Raw genomic sequence first — 14738 nt, 5'->3', positions numbered from 1 at the left:
GTCGGCGAATTCTCTCCACTCCCCTCCCCCACAGGCGATTGAAAGTAAAGGGAGACCGCCATGAACGACACCGCCACCCTCATCCACGCCTGCTATGGCGCCTACCAATCACGGGACCGCAAGGCCTTCGAAAGCCTGCTCGCGGATGATTTCACCTTCAGCAGCCCTCTTGATGACAATATCGACAAGGCGGCGTACATGGAGCGCTGCTGGCCGAATGGAACTGAGCATCAGAACTTTCTCATCGAAAAGCTCTTCACCGATGGCGACGAAGGTTTTGTAACCTATCGCTGCGAGCGAGCTGACGGCAGTGCCTTTCGCAACACCGAATTCTTCAAAACTCACGCTGGCAAGGTGCGTCATGTGGATGTGTACTTCGGCAGCGATATAGCGAGCGAAGTAAACGAAGAGGCCATCCAGGCCATTCTTGATGGCACCATCGAAGCCATCCGCGCCAGGGACGCCCAGGCCTTGCTCAAGGACTATGCGGAGGACATGATCGTGTTCGACGTCCTGGAACCTCTCCGATATGTGTCTTCCAAAGAAGTCGGTGAGCGCGCGGCTCAGTGGCTCTCTTCATTTGAGGGACCGATTCAATACGAACTCAAAGACGTGGACATCACCATTGATGACGAGGTTGCCTTCTGCCACTGCCTGAACCATGTGATCGGCACAAAGAAAGACGACGGAGAAGAAATCGACATGACGTGGAGATCCACGCTGGGTTTCCAGAAGCTGGACGGCGTGTGGAAAGTCACTCACTCACACGCGTCAGTCCCCTTCAACATGGTGACGGGGATGGCTTCCACGAATCTGAAGGTTAGTTAATGCTTATTCAATGAACAGCTGACAACTCATTGCGACTGCGAGATGAGATTGTCGGCATAAGACCGTGCTTCAGATGGCGAGTGCAGCAAAGCTATTCTTAAAACGCAACCATCGGCAGCCGGCGAATTGCATGAATGGAATGCACACAGTGAATAAAGCGGCAATTGCCGGAGGCCGCACACCCTCCAAGGTAATGCGGTGACCGAACATGAACGCGACGCCGAGCTATGCCGCCTCTTTGTTTCGCAGGCCAGGAGGTTCCTTGCCGGGCACCCGGAGATCCAGCACACATGGTCGATTGATGGTGATGAGGATCATGCGATCCTCGAAATCGCAGGAAAGGGTGATGCCGGTTTTGATATCATGATCCAGATTGATACGGACGAGATCACCTTCCGTGGCGAGGGCTGGCACGGCCACTGCCTGAGCGAGGATCCGAAGACCGAGTTCGTGGCCAGCATGCTGGGCCTGCTGCGAGACTTGCTCAGTCCCTCCATGCGCATCCGGGAGAGGCTTTCCAACGAGACGCCTTACAAGTGGACTCTTGAGAATTTCGAGGATGGGAAGTGGGTGAGTGAAAACACCTCTGGCGTGTTCTTTTGGAATCGATTTGGGAAGAAAACGGAGAAGGTCTATAGCAATGAGGTGCTGCCTGCGCGGGTGGTGGTGGTGGAGCAGGAGGGGAATGCACACGAATGATCCGGATGCTGTGACGCGCAGCGTCCTTGGACTGCGCGCAGCCCTGCTGCCGCTTTCCAGAGTCCACAGCCTGCTGTGGCGATGGTGACACCCGCTCATAGGGTGACGTGTCCAGAAGAGCTTGGCTACTTCGTCGCGGTGAGGCGTGCAGCAGGCTGCACTGAGGGAAAGCGGCGGCAGGGCTGCGCGCAGTCCAAGGCCCTCGGCACCACTTCCGCATCCTCAACCTGACGCCAATGCATCCCTTGTCTAATGCCTCGTTGAGGACTGGCGTTGCCTGCCCCTCTCTCGGTCACATGATGCCTTGACCAAAATGCTCCTCCCTTAGTGCCCCAGCATCCAAGGCCGCGCGCTTTGCTTCTGCGCCTGGAGCTTGCCGAGCTTGGTTTCCACGTAGCGTTTCTGCCGCACACCTTTAGAGCCGGCGGGGCCGTGATTGCAGCCACTGCTGCAGGTGTGTCCGCGTCGGCGTTTGGGAGACATCTCCGCCTCCATCGCAGCGGGGCCGCCGGTGCTGAAGCGGGGCTCATGGCGGCTGCGCTCGTTGGTGGTGTGGGCGAATCGGACGTTGCGATTCATGAGCGCGAGATTCGGCGCGACGATGAAGCGCTCCGCGAGTCCACTGCATACAGGACACGTCGCGGCGTGATTGCGCTCTTCAATGCTGCGGAAAAGTTCGAAGGCACCGCAGTCCTCGCAGGAATAATTGTAAACAGGCATGAGGAAGGAAGATGGACGTTGAAGGTTCTGCCCCCTCCACGAGGAGCTCCGAGGATTGGACTCTGGAGCTCTCGGGAGTGATGGGAGTGGGGTTGTTTTATGAAACCACGGCGAGGTCCGTGCCGGGCTCCACCTTGATGGTGGGTCCATCGGCATTGGGCCGGATGTCGAAGTCGAAGATCTCCGTCGGCAGCCAAAGCGTGGCGCAGGCGTTCGGGATATCCACAATGCCGCTGATTCGTCCCTCTACCGGAGCGGTGCCAAGGATGGCATAAGCCTGCTCACCCGTGTAGCCGAACTTCTTCATGTACTCGATGGCGTTGAGACACGCCATGCGGTACGAGACATGCGGATCCAGGTAGTGCTGCTTGCCGGTCTCATCCACGGAGATGCCTTCGAAGATGAGGTGGCGCTTGTACTCAGGGGAGAGCGGGCTCGGTTCGAAGATGGGATTCACGATGCCATACTTCGCCACGCCGCCCTTGATGAGGCTGACGCGCAGGTCGAGGTAACCAGCCATTTCAATGGCGCCGCAGAAGGTGATTTCACCATCGCCCTGGCTGAAATGGATGTCCCCCATGGAGAGTCCGCCATCCTTCACATAGACAGGGAAATACACCTTGGAACCCTTTGTCAGGTTCTTGATGTCGCAGTTACCACCATGTTCACGGGGTGGCACGGTACGGGCTCCCTCGGCAGCGGCCTTCTCCTTGGCTTCGCCGGTCAGCTTGCCCATGTGCGCCGTGGGAGCGTAGGGCAGAGCCGCGAGAGCGGGGACGCGATCCGGGTTGGTGTCGTAGAGTTCCTTTTCACGAGTGTTCCACGTCTCAAGCATCTCCTTGGAAGGAAGGCAGCCGATGAGACCAGGGTGCATGACGCCGGCGAATTCCACCTTGGGAATGTGGCGGGAGGAGGTGTAGATGCCGTGGAAATCCCAGCACGCCTTGCGCGCATCTGGATAGTGCTCCGTGAGGAAGCCACCACCATTGGTCTTGGCGAAAATGCCGGTGAAGCCCCACGCGGATTCTTCGAGGACACCCACGTCCAGGATATCCACCACGAGAAGGTCTCCGGGCTCCGCGCCTTCCACACCGATTGGGCCGCTGAGATAGTGTACCTTGGAAAGGTCGACGACCTCCACGTCCTTGGCGTTGTCGTCGTTCAGAATCTGGCTGCCCGTCCAGTCAATGCATTCAACCCGGAACTCGTCGCCAGGCTTGACGGTGGCGACCATGGGAATATCCGGGTGCCAGCGGTTGTGAAGGTATTCCTGGGATTCGGGAGAAGCGTTGAGGTCAACTTTGATCAGTGTTTTCATAGCGTGTGCAGACGTTGTGGTTTTTGGTTTGGCAAATTGGGATGGCGGCGCCCAGACGAGTCCTGGGATGAGGCATCACTGCCCTCATCACACCGCGAGCATGGCCTTGATCTTGGCGGCATCGACGGCGTCGCGTTTGTCCTCGCGAATGAGCTTGCCCTTGTCGATCACCGCGATGCGGTCGCAGGTATCGAGGACGAAGGAGAGCACCTGCTCGCTCACGATGATGGTGAGCTTCTTCATGTCGCGGATCTCGCGCAGGCTGCGGGAGATGTCCTTGATGATGGAGGGCTGGATACCCTCGGTCGGCTCATCGAGGAGCAGCACACTGGGATTCGTCATCAGCGCGCGACCGATGGCGAGCTGCTGCTGCTGGCCGCCGGAGAGGTTGCCGCCCTTGCGGTTCTTCATGTCGCGCAGCACGGGGAAGAGGGAGTAGATTTCATTCACCGCCTCCTCACTCACGCTGCCCTTCACCCCGGAGATGAGATTCTCATACACCGAGAGGTAGGGGAAGATCATGCGGCCCTGCGGCACGAAGGCCACTCCCTCGGACACGCGCTTGTAGGAGGGCTTGTGGGTGATTTCTTTGCCCTTGATGGAGACCGAGCCATCCGCCGTGGGAATCATGCCGATGAGGCTGCGGAAAAGCGTCGTCTTCCCCATGCCGTTGCGTCCCACGATGCCCAAGATTTCGCTTTCAGCGGCGCTAAAGCTCAAATCCGGAATCACCACGCTCTGCCCGTAGGCTACCTTGAGATTTTTGACATCAAACATGATGGGATGGTTTATAGGATAAGATGATGTGTCAGTGGCCGATGTAGACCTCGATGACCTTCGGGTCGTTCTGCACGGTCTCCATGGAGCCCTCGGAGAGGACCTTGCCCATGTGCATGACCGTGACGCGGTCGGCGATTTCCTTCACGAACTCCATGTCATGCTCGATGACGATGACCGAGCGGTTCTGGCAGATTTTGCGGATGAGCCTGGAGGTGGCCTCGCGTTCCTTCACACTCATGCCGGCCACCGGTTCATCCAGCATGATGATCTCCGGGTTCTGCATGAGCAGCATGCCAATCTCCAGCCATTGCTTCTGCCCGTGGCTGAGAATGCCGCCCTCCGTATCCAGCTTGTCATCCAGACCAATTTCCTTCGCGACATCCAGGCACACCTGCATGATCTCCGGTTTGCGCCGGTAGAAGAGGCAACTGAAGATGCCTCGCCCCTTCGGGTGGGAGAGTTCCAGATTCTCCAACACGGTGAGATTTTCGTAGATGGAGGGTGTCTGGAATTTTCTCCCGATACCCTGGCGCACGATGCGGTACTCACGGTTGCCGCGGATGTTCTTGTCCTTGAACTTCACGCTGCCCGAGGTGGCTCTCGTCTTGCCACAGATGAGATCCAGCACTGTGGTCTTGCCGGCACCGTTCGGGCCGATGATGACGTGTACAGAGTTGCGGTTCAGGTAGAAGTTGAACCCATCCACCGCCTTGAATCCATCGAAGGACACGCCGAGGTCTTCCACCTCCAGCACAAAGTTTTCGTTCGGCATCATAGGGGTAAATCAATCTGCGCGGTTGGGGATGTCAGTGGTGACTGCAGGAGCAGCGCCAGCGGTGGCGGGAGTAGTCTTCGCTTTCAGACCGCGGATGAGTCCGGCGGTCTTGCCACCGAGTGCGATGAGCTTTTCCTTGGCCCCTTTGGACTTGTCGAGAATGCCCGCCAGTCCATCCGGGAAGAACATCACTACCGCGATGAAGGTGCCACCCATGAGGTAGAGCCAGGCATCGGGATAAGCCTCCGAGAAGGCCGTCTTGCCGAAGTTCACAATCAAGCACCCGAGGATGGCGCCAATCACGGAAAGCCTGCCGCCCACCGCGGTGAAGATGACCATCTCAATCGAAGGCACGATGCCGATGATGGAGGGGGACATGAAGCCCACCTGCAGGACGAAGAGCGCACCGCCCAAGCCGGCGAGCATGGCCGCAATCGTGAATACGAACGTGCGGAAGATGGCTACGTTGTATCCCGAGAAGCGCACACGCTCCTCACGGTCGCGAATGGCCATGAGCACACGACCTGTGCGGGTGTTGATGATGTACTTGGCGAAGAGTGCGGCGAGGATAAGCAGCGCCACGCAGACGAAGTAGAGGGTGTACTGCGCGCCCGTGGACCGGATGTCCCAGCCCATCAGCGTCCTCAAGTCCGTGATGCCGTTTCTTCCCCCGGTGTAGCCCTGGTTTCCATCAATGCCGAGCGACATAATGAGCGCGATGGCCTGGGTGATGATGGCGAAGTACACGCCCCCCACCCTTCTGCGGAACATGGCCCAGCCGATGACGAAGGCGATGATGCCTGGCAGCAGGAAGACCGCAAAGGTGGTGAAGGTAAAACTCTTGAAGGGCTCCCAGAACCACGGCAGCGCGGTGAGTTGGTTCCAGTCCATGAAGTCAGGGATGCCCGGCGTGCTCTGAATCGCCGTGCTCTGCGGGTCAGACGCCTCCAGCTTCAGGAACATGGCCATGGCGTATCCTCCGAGACCGAAGAATACGCCCTGGCCCAGGCTCAGAATCCCGCAGCGGCCCCACAGCAGGACGAGGCCGATGGCGACGAAGCCAAAGGTCAGGTACTTGCCGACCAGGTTCAGGCGGAAGATGGGAAGCACCAGCGGAAGGACAACCAAAATGAGGGCCGCAAAGAGCGCGAAGGCAACGGCCTCTCCTCGATTTTTAAACAGGGTTCGAAACGCAGCAGTCATGGCATCAGATGGGGGGGGGTGAGGTGAATCAGCGTTGATTGATGAGATGACACTCAGTGTGCGCGGACCTTGCTTGGGAAGAGACCCTGCGGACGGAACATCAGCGCGATGACGATGACCAGCAGCGTGGCGACCTTGCCCTTCGTGCCCTCCAGGAAGAACTCGAGAATCGACTGCGCCTGGGCGATGCCAAAGGCAGAGGCAAGCGAGCCCATGAGGCTGGCGGCACCACCGAAGACGACCACGAGGAAGGCATCCACAATGTAGCGGCTGCCGCTGTCCGGACCGGTGGAGCCGATGGTGGTGAAGGCCGCACCTGCGATGCCTGCAATACCGCAACCGAGTGCAAATGCGAGACGGTCCACACGCTCGGTATTGATGCCGACGGCAGCGCTCATCTTGCGATTCTGCACCGTTGCTCGGAGGCGCAGACCGAAGGAGGACTTGAACATGAAGAGCAACAGTCCCATGGAGACTGCAATGGCGAGCCCCAGCACGAACATGCCGTTGATGGGAATATCGAGACCTTCTTTCGGTGAGTAGGAACCCATGAGCCACTCAGGCAATGTGGGAGTCACTTCACGCGCTCCGAAGATGGAGCGGAATCCCTGCTGCATGATGAGGCTCAGGCCCCAGGTAGCGAGCAAGGTATCAAGAGGTCGATGATAGAGATGTCGTATCAAGCCCCACTCGACCAATGCGCCCACGATGGCGCAGATGAAGAAGGCGATGAAGATGGCAGCAACGAAATAGTAGGGACCGAAGGAAGGAGCGTACTCGTGTGTGAGCGTGGAGCAGAGGTACACGGTGTAGGCACCGAGCGCCATGAACTCGCCGTGTGCCATATTGATGACGCCCATCTGGCCGAAGATCACAGCCAGGCCGAGGCCCATGAGGAGCAGCACGCTGAACAGGCTGATGCCTGCGAAGCCCTGCATGAGGAAAATGTTTTGTAGGTCTTCCCAACTATATTCCATGACTGGTGGGGGTGTGGGTGGCGGGTGTGAGTGGGACCGAAGCGGTCGAAGTGTTGATGAGGTGCGGGAAGCTGAAACTGCAGAGCTCTCTGTCTACTTGTCTGGAGAATGGAGGACCCAGTGTTTGTGTCCGGGTCCTCCCGCCCCTCCCGCGAGCGCGGCACATCGCCGGTTGGCCACGTCGCGGGAGTGGTAGGGGGAAATTGTCAGATGGGTTTATTGATAACCCTTGGGGAACGGATCGGGCTCAATGAGCTCGGATTCGTAGAGAACCTTCGCCTGGCCATCATCCTGCCACTGGCCGATGCGGAGCTTGCTCCACAGGTGGTGGTTGGGGTGGACCTTCACGTAACCTTCAGGAGCCGTCTTGAGCTCAAGGTCTGGTGAGGCGGCTGCAATCTTGTCGATGTCGAAGCTGTTGGCCTTCTCCACCGCGGCCTTCCACAGCCAGGGTCCGAGGTAGCCCGCCTGCGTCACGTCACCGATCACGCTGTTGGCGCCGTACTTCTCCTTGAAGGCCTTCACGAAGGTCTTGTTGTTATCGTTGTCGAGGCTCTGGAAGTACTTCATAGCAGAGTAGAAGCCGACGAGGTTTTCACCGCCGATGCCGAGCACTTCGTCCTCAGTCACCGAGATGGTGAGGAGTGTCTGCTTGGCGCTGGTGATGCCCGCGGCCTTGAGCTGCTTGTAGAAGGACACGTTCGAGCCACCCACGACGATGGCGTAGATCACGTCCGGCTTCTTGAGCTTGATCTTGTTGATCAGGGAGCCGAACTGCGTGTGACCGAGCGCGTAGTATTCCTCACCCACGACGGTGCCCTTGATCACATTCTCAATGTGCTTGCGGGCAATCTTCGCAGAGGTACGCGGCCAGATGTAGTCCGAGCCGATGAGGTAGAAGGTCTTGGCCTTCTTCTCCTTCACGATCCAGTCGAGACCGGCAAGGATCTGCTGCGTGGCTTCCTGCCCGGTGTAGATCACGTTCTTGGACTGCTCCAGGCCTTCATAGAAGGTCGGGTAGTAGAGCATGCCGTTCTCCTTCTCGAAGACGGGCAGCACGGCCTTGCGTGATGCGGATGTCCAGCAGCCGAAGACGGTACCGACCTTGTCACTCACGAGGAGCTTCTTCGCCTTTTCAGCGAAGGTGGGCCAGTCACTGGCGCCGTCCTCCTTGATGACCTTGATCTGTCTACCCAACACGCCACCAGCAGCATTGATCTGGTCAATCGCGAGCTGCTCCGCCTGGATGGAACCCGTCTCGCTGATGGCCATGGTTCCCGTGGCAGAGTGGAGCTGACCAACCGTCACCGTATCATCCGTCACCGCGAGGCCGGTGGTATTCACTTCAGAGGTGGGTGGCTTGGCCTGGGCTGTAAGCCCTGTGATGGCAAGCAGCGCGGCCATGGTGCGCAGCTTGCTTTTGAATATTGGAGCTCGTTTTTTCATTGGTGTTTCTGTGATGACGGTTGGCGGTGGTCATCAGCGCGCCGTTCGTTCGGTGTGCTGCGGCATCTCTCCGCTCTCTTTTCAGCATGGCTGATCGGATCGCTTGGATTTGCGAAACCAGCTAAAGCACCGCCCGTGCCGCAGGTATGCCAGCCGAACTGGGTCATGATGAAAAGAATTCACCCTGCCTTTTGCCCACGCTTGCCGTGGCGTGAGTGATCTGGAAATAGCGTCATTCCCAGTGCATCGCAGGAATGGATCATGCTTTGTCCTGTTTCAGCATGTGTCCCCCACGTCCTGTCCGTTCCGCGCGAGTTGCGAATTCAAGATGAATTTTCGGATTCATGATCACTCCCGCGAACACGACTTTGATTCAAACTGAGCCCGGAGCCATCGATTCACGGCGGCTGCAGATGTTTCTCGCGGCAGCGCAGACTTCCAGCTTCGCGGCGGCTGCAGAGCGGTTGAGTCTCACGCCCTCTGCCGTGAGTCATGCCATCAAGGCGCTGGAGGAAGAGTTTGATTGCAATCTCTTCAAGCGTCACGGCCCTCGCGTCACGCTTACGCGTGCTGGCATCCGTCTCATGCCACTCGCGGAAGAGCTGCTTACACGCATGGCGCGCCTGCGTCAGGAAGTGACCACCATCCAGGGGAACCCACGTTCCCTGCGCGTGATGATGCCGGAGTGCTTTGCCTCTTCCATGCTGCCCAAGGTGCTGCCTGATTTCATGGAGTGCTTTCCTCTCGCGCTCTTCGAAATCGTGCCGGGAGACACGGATGATGACAGTGCCGTGGAAGCACTGCTCGCCGGTGAACTCGATCTGCTGATCTCATATCATGCTCGACCGGGTCGCGATGTGGTGCGGCGAGATCTCTTTCATGAGCCGCTCTCGCTCTATGTCGCGCCCTTCCATTCTCTCGCGCGGAAGGCGCCGTTTGAACTGAGCATGCTGGAGCATCACCCGCTCGCGCTGGCCAACGGAGCGCTGGTGAAGCTGGCAAAGGAGCGGCTCTTCAGTGGTGATTTTGGAAAGACACGTGTCTGGCAAATGCCAAGTGTGGAGAGTGCGCGCGAACTGGCTCGCGTGGGCCAGGCCGTGGCGCTGCTGCCATTGCGTCTTGCAGCGAAGGCAGTCAGCCAGGGACATCTCATGCCGCTGAGCAGCGCGGGCGTGAGCGCGCAGTGGTCATGCGCCATTCATTGGTCTGGCCGCGTGGAGCTGAGCTGGGCGGCGGAGGTGTTTGTGAGTCTCGTGGCAATGGTGGCGCAGGAGGGGGATGAGGGGGGCGCGGGAGCGTGAGGCTGGTATTTGGCGTCGCAGCATGCCCAAGGAGTGGGGGCATTCCTGCCCCCATGGAGATGCGACATGCCGGCGGAATACGGCATCACCAATTGAGATGAACCGCAAAGCAACAGAGCAACGAAGCAACAACGTGCTGTTGGGAGAGGTGCGCGCACCTGTCGTAGGCGCGAGATTGCATGGCGAATGGAGTCAGGAGACTTGCAACGCAAATGGGGGCAGGAATGCCCCCACTCCTTGGACATACTGCGACATCATGGGTGGGTTTGTCACGACGGTGACTCAGGCTGCCAAACATTGCGGCGCCAATGCAGCCCCGAGTTCCTCGGCATTGAACACACCCTCGCCCAGCGGCACGCGTTCGGCGAGGAGTTGCAATTCTGTCGCGAGCCACTCCTTGTCGGGTTGAAAATCCTTTTGTTCTACTCCCGCGAGATGACGCTTCGCTGCTTGCAGCAAGACAGAAGCATCACAGCGCGGCGCACCCATGCGTGCCATTTGATCCGCGACCTTCAGGAATTCCGCATCATCCTCCAAGCGCTTGTGCATGCCAGCCAGCGCGAGTGGCAGCAAGGCGAACTCTTCCTCGTGTTCGGCCACGAGTTCCCTTCTGCAGAAGATAACCAACTGCTGGGCATACTTCCCGGGCTCAAATCGTGGATCAAGTTTCCCATTCCCCTCCACCTGCGCCTGCATGCCCCAGGGAGTAGGTGCCACCATGCCATCCAGCGTGCCCGCTTCGAGCCCCTTGCGCATGAGTTCCATGGGCAGCACCTTGAAGGCGGGAGGGTCCAGATGTTTCTTCGCCACATGAAGCTGCCACGTGAGAATCTGGTAGCGCGTGAGGGAGCATCGTCCCTCGATGCCAAACACCAGGCGCTTGGTTTCTCCCTTCTTGTTTGCCGCCTTCGGGGGCTGTGCCAGCTTTGCAGCCTTGCTCGTGAGCACCAGCTCTGTGGGACAGGCGTGCAGCACCATGGGCACACTCCACACGCCCTTCTGCGCTGGCTTGTTCACAAGCTCCGTGATGCCCAGTTCCCAAGGCAGCAGGCCAGCAGCCAGCTCTCCCGTGAGCAGCTGGCGGATGATGCGTCCGTAACTGGGACACGGCAGCATGCGCCAGGCCTCGTTGCCCTTCGTGTGGGCAAGCAGCGGCATGGCTTCGAGGGATGGGACGAATCCAGTGGAAAGAATGGGGGGCACGCGAATGGGGGGTTCGGTGATGTTTTTGAACCTGCCAAGCACATCACATGCCGCCGGCGTGCATCTTTCGTCACGAATGGAAAATCATCCGTCACAAGAATGTGCGAATGATATACCATGATACAAAATGCAGGATTATTTCCTGTGGGGTGCATTTTACGCATGAACGTGAGGGCAAAGATATCGAAGCGGTGCCGAAGGCCTTGGACTGCGTGCAGCCCTGCTGCCGCTTTGAAGAGTCCGCAGCCTGCTGCGGCGTTGGTGACACATGCTGGTAAGGCAATGCGCACTGAAGGTTTGGCGACTTCGTCGCGGTGAAGCGTGCAGCAGGCTGCACTGAGGGAAAGCGGCAGCAGGGCTGCACGCAGTCCAGGGACGCTCCGCGTCACAGTATCCGGGCCGTGTGTGTTATTCTTGCCTCCTCTGGCACCCCCTCAGTTCTCTTAAACCTCACGCGCAGGGAACTGGAACGCAAAACACCCGGATAAAGCAGCGCTTCATCCGGGTGTTTCTGTGATTCTTCTAAACCTGACTTCGCAGTAACTATTCTGACCTTGCCTCGATTTGCTTCGTGGCGGGCACGAGGCCGACGGTGAGCACCTGGCCTTCGCCGAGGTACTGCTTGGCCAGCGCTTCGAGGTCTTCCTTCTTGATGCTGGAGAAGTCATCCATCAGCGAGCGGGACCAGTCGAGGCGATAGGGCTGTGCCTGGCAGTTCATCAGCGTACGGGCGAGCCAATAGCGATTATCACGGCGGGTCTGGATGAGCTGCTGGAGCATCGGCTCACGCGCGCGCTCGAATTCATCAGCCGTGATGCCCTTCTCGATGTTGGCACCGATTTCCTTGAACATGGGCTTCACCTTCTCCACCTGGTCAGGCTTCAAGGTGGCAGCGGCAAACATGTAGCCGTAGTCGGTGAAGGTATCATTCGCCAGGTGGTGGGCCATGGGGCTGTAGGTCTCGCCAAGCTCTTCGCGAATCTTCAGACGCAGACGGTCATCCAGAATCTGGCCGAGCAGGATGAGCCTGCGCGTGCGCTTGATGTCCATCATATCCGCCGTGGGCCAGTAGGCCAGCGCCCAGGAGCGGGTGATTTCCGAGACAAAGGAGAAGTCCTTGTTATGCACATCCTTGGGGAAGGCAATCTTCCGCGCATCCGCGAACTCTGGCTTCTTGTCCTGGCGCTTCGGCAGGGCACCGAAAGTCTTGCTAATGACTTCAAGTGCCTTGTCCGGGTCGATGTCACCCACCACGGAGACTTCCATGTAGCCATTCTGCAGCGCAGGCGTGAGCCAGGCCTTGAGCTCGGCGAGGCTGCGCTCGTCCATGACCTTGCGGTCGGGGTAGCCGAAGCGGGCATCACCACTGCGGATGAAAGCTTCCACCTTGTCCTGCATCACACCTTCGTCGGTGTGGTCAATGGCAGTGTAGAGCGCGTCGAGGTTCTTCTTGAACTGACGCTCGGCTTCATCGCGCCAGCCGGGGGCAACGAGGTTCGCGGCGAGACGCTGGCACTGGGCCTCGAAGTCCTGCGGCGTAGTGCGCCCGGAGAGAACGAAGGAGTCATCATTGATCGCAAACTCCGTGCTCACCGTCTTGCTGGCGAAGATACGGCGCAGGTCATCCACGCTGTGCTTCTCCAGACCGGCCAGGGGGAACACGCTCTGGGCAAAGGGAATCATGCCCGGCTTGTCCTTGGGCACTTCCAGCTTGCCACCACCAAAGGTCACCATGATGCGCACGCCGTTCTTTTCGAAGTCGGTCTTCTTCACATTCGCGCGCACTTCGTTGCCGAAGACGGCCTGCGTGATTTCCAGGTCCTTCACTTCCTTGCGTGAGGCAATCTTGCCCGCTTCACCGAAGTTCGTATAGGCGAACTCCAGTGCCTTCGCCTGTTCCGGTGCCTTCACTTCCTGCTTCTGGCTTTCGCGGAAAGCAGCGAGGATCGTCTCAGGAGCATTTTCGAGCTTCAGGTTGCCACCAATGAAGACCTGCACATCCGGATTCTTCCAGACTTCCTGCAGGGACTTATGACAATCTTCCGCTTTGATGCCAGCGAGATCTGCCGTCACGCGTTTGAGGTCTGCATCCGGGTCGGTGATGACCTGCTCGCTGCCGAGCTGGCGCACAAAGCCATCCGCGAGGTCGCTGTTCTTGCGCGTGTCCTTCTGCTCAGCGCGCAGGCGCACGCCCTTCAGGAAGGAACTGGTGGCCTCGGCGAACTCAGCCTCGGTGAAGCCATGCTGCACCGCGCGGCGCAGCTCCTGCTCCGCCAGCGAGAGGGCGGCCTGCCACTGCTCCGGCTTGCTCTTCGCATAGATGCCGTTGCTCTCGACGAACTTGAACATGTCGAAGTTGTAGGCCTGTCCTTCCAGGATGGGCGAGTTCTCCGCCTTGGCCAGCTCGCTGAGGCGCTGGTTCAGCATGTTGTCCGCCAGGGTGCGGATCATCTTCTCACGGCGCTTCCCGGCGCTGTCGTTCGCCCTGCTCGCTTCACGCGGCACTTCGATGCTGATCTCGGTGGCGGCTGCTTCCATCTCGGTGTGCAGCATGGCCTGGAGTCCACGACCCTTCGTCACCTTGCCGAAGCTGGGGTCTTCCGACTCCCCACGGCGGGCCTTGGCATCGCTGAAGTTCTTCTTGATGAGACCTTCCACCAGGGGAATGTCCACGTCACCCACCACGACGACCACGGCACGCTTCGGCGTGTACCACTTCTCATAGAAGTCTGCGAAACGCGGGCGGGCCATCTTGTTCAGTGTCTCCTCGACACCGATGGGCATGCGGAAGGGAATGAGCGACTCGGGCAGGGAGAACTTGTACCCGGCCTCCATGGTGCGGGTGTCCACGCTGTCGCGCGCGAGCTTTTCGCTTAGGATGACGCCGCGTTCCTTGTCGATTTCCTCCTGGCCCAGCAGCATGCCGTCCAGGTCATCGCGGAAGAGGTCAAAGGCCTCCGTGAACATCTTCTCGTCCACGCGGGGCAGTTCGAGTTTGTACACCGTCTCCTTGAAAGAGGTGTGTGCATTCGTATCCGCGCCGAAGCCCATGCCCAGGCGCTGGAAACGCTCCACCATGGTGCCAGCCGCGAAGCGCTTGGACCCATTGAAGGCCATGTGCTCCAAGAAGTGGGCCATGCCCTGCTGGTCATCCTCTTCCATCAGCGAACCCGCATCCATGTACAGGCGCACGCTCGCGCGGCCGGCGACGGGAAACTTGTTCGGGTAGATAATGTAGCGGAGACCGTTTTCAAGCCGTCCGAAGACGGCCTTGGAGTCGGGTTTGAGATCACTGACCTCTTGGGGCCAGACTTCAGCCCGGGAAGTGATGGGTAACAGGGAGACGCACAAGGCGGCAAATAGACAGAAGCGCATGATGGAATGGAATGGCGTGTATGAAACTATGATATGTATACGGCGCAAACCGGTAGGAAAATAGAGGCATCGCGCCCCTACCCGTTCAAAACTTTCGCAACCTGCACGTTGGC

The 14738-nt window shown here is 58.9% G+C and carries 12 protein-coding genes; 3 read left to right on the top strand and 9 right to left on the bottom strand.

Translation table 11 applies throughout. The features are described from left to right. Positions 1 to 60: 60 nt before the first annotated feature. Both G5S37_RS05270 and G5S37_RS05265 read left to right on the top strand, forming a co-directional pair. On the top strand, positions 61 to 828 hold the full coding sequence (locus G5S37_RS05270) for a nuclear transport factor 2 family protein (protein ID WP_165201534.1): 768 nt from the start codon (positions 61 to 63) through the stop codon (positions 826 to 828). Positions 829 to 1026: 198 nt separating this feature from the next. Beyond that, positions 1027 to 1527: a hypothetical protein gene (locus G5S37_RS05265; protein WP_165201533.1), complete on the top strand. Its 501-nt coding sequence runs from the start codon at positions 1027 to 1029 to the stop codon at positions 1525 to 1527. A gap of 324 nt (positions 1528 to 1851) precedes the next feature. Here the strand turns inward: G5S37_RS05265 and G5S37_RS05260 are convergent, their stop codons facing one another. The 7 genes from G5S37_RS05260 to urtA form a co-directional block, all read right to left on the bottom strand. Then, on the bottom strand, positions 1852 to 2247 hold the full coding sequence (locus tag G5S37_RS05260) for a zinc ribbon domain-containing protein (protein ID WP_165201532.1): 396 nt from the start codon (positions 2245 to 2247) through the stop codon (positions 1852 to 1854). A gap of 97 nt (positions 2248 to 2344) precedes the next feature. After that, on the bottom strand, positions 2345 to 3565 hold the full coding sequence (fmdA, locus tag G5S37_RS05255) for a formamidase (RefSeq protein WP_165201531.1): 1221 nt from the start codon (positions 3563 to 3565) through the stop codon (positions 2345 to 2347). 87 nt (positions 3566 to 3652) lie between these two features. Further along, complete coding sequence (urtE, locus tag G5S37_RS05250) at positions 3653 to 4342, bottom strand: urea ABC transporter ATP-binding subunit UrtE (protein ID WP_165201530.1); 690 nt, start codon at positions 4340 to 4342, stop codon at positions 3653 to 3655. Between the two features lie 31 nt (positions 4343 to 4373). Continuing rightward, entirely contained in the window at positions 4374 to 5117 is a 744-nt protein-coding gene (gene urtD, locus G5S37_RS05245; protein WP_165211382.1) for an urea ABC transporter ATP-binding protein UrtD, read from the bottom strand. A 12-nt stretch (positions 5118 to 5129) separates the two neighbouring features. Continuing rightward, complete coding sequence (urtC, locus tag G5S37_RS05240; protein ID WP_165201529.1) at positions 5130 to 6323, bottom strand: urea ABC transporter permease subunit UrtC; 1194 nt, start codon at positions 6321 to 6323, stop codon at positions 5130 to 5132. A gap of 53 nt (positions 6324 to 6376) precedes the next feature. Then, positions 6377 to 7300, bottom strand: coding sequence for an urea ABC transporter permease subunit UrtB (gene urtB, locus G5S37_RS05235; RefSeq protein WP_165201528.1), 924 nt, complete (start codon positions 7298 to 7300; stop codon positions 6377 to 6379). A 216-nt stretch (positions 7301 to 7516) separates the two neighbouring features. After that, the gene (urtA, locus tag G5S37_RS05230) at positions 7517 to 8704 is read right to left on the bottom strand and encodes an urea ABC transporter substrate-binding protein (protein WP_165201527.1); all 1188 of its coding nucleotides are present in this window, start codon (positions 8702 to 8704) and stop codon (positions 7517 to 7519) included. 386 nt (positions 8705 to 9090) lie between these two features. Between urtA and G5S37_RS05225 the strand changes: the two genes are divergently transcribed. Beyond that, entirely contained in the window at positions 9091 to 10047 is a 957-nt protein-coding gene (locus G5S37_RS05225) for a LysR family transcriptional regulator (RefSeq protein ID WP_165201526.1), read from the top strand. 282 nt (positions 10048 to 10329) lie between these two features. On the opposite strand, the gene G5S37_RS05220 is transcribed toward G5S37_RS05225, so the two are convergent. Then, positions 10330 to 11250: an ABC transporter substrate-binding protein gene (locus G5S37_RS05220; RefSeq protein WP_206026319.1), complete on the bottom strand. Its 921-nt coding sequence runs from the start codon at positions 11248 to 11250 to the stop codon at positions 10330 to 10332. Positions 11251 to 11793: 543 nt separating this feature from the next. Beyond that, positions 11794 to 14625 carry a M16 family metallopeptidase gene (locus G5S37_RS05215; protein ID WP_165201524.1) on the bottom strand — a complete coding sequence of 944 codons (2832 nt, stop codon included), beginning with the start codon at positions 14623 to 14625 and terminating at the stop codon, positions 11794 to 11796. Between the last annotated feature and the right edge of the window lie 113 nt (positions 14626 to 14738).

It is taken from the genome of Roseimicrobium sp. ORNL1 (assembly GCF_011044495.1).
Lineage (GTDB): Bacteria > Verrucomicrobiota > Verrucomicrobiia > Verrucomicrobiales > Verrucomicrobiaceae > Roseimicrobium.
This window is presented reverse-complemented; position numbering and strand designations above follow the sequence as displayed.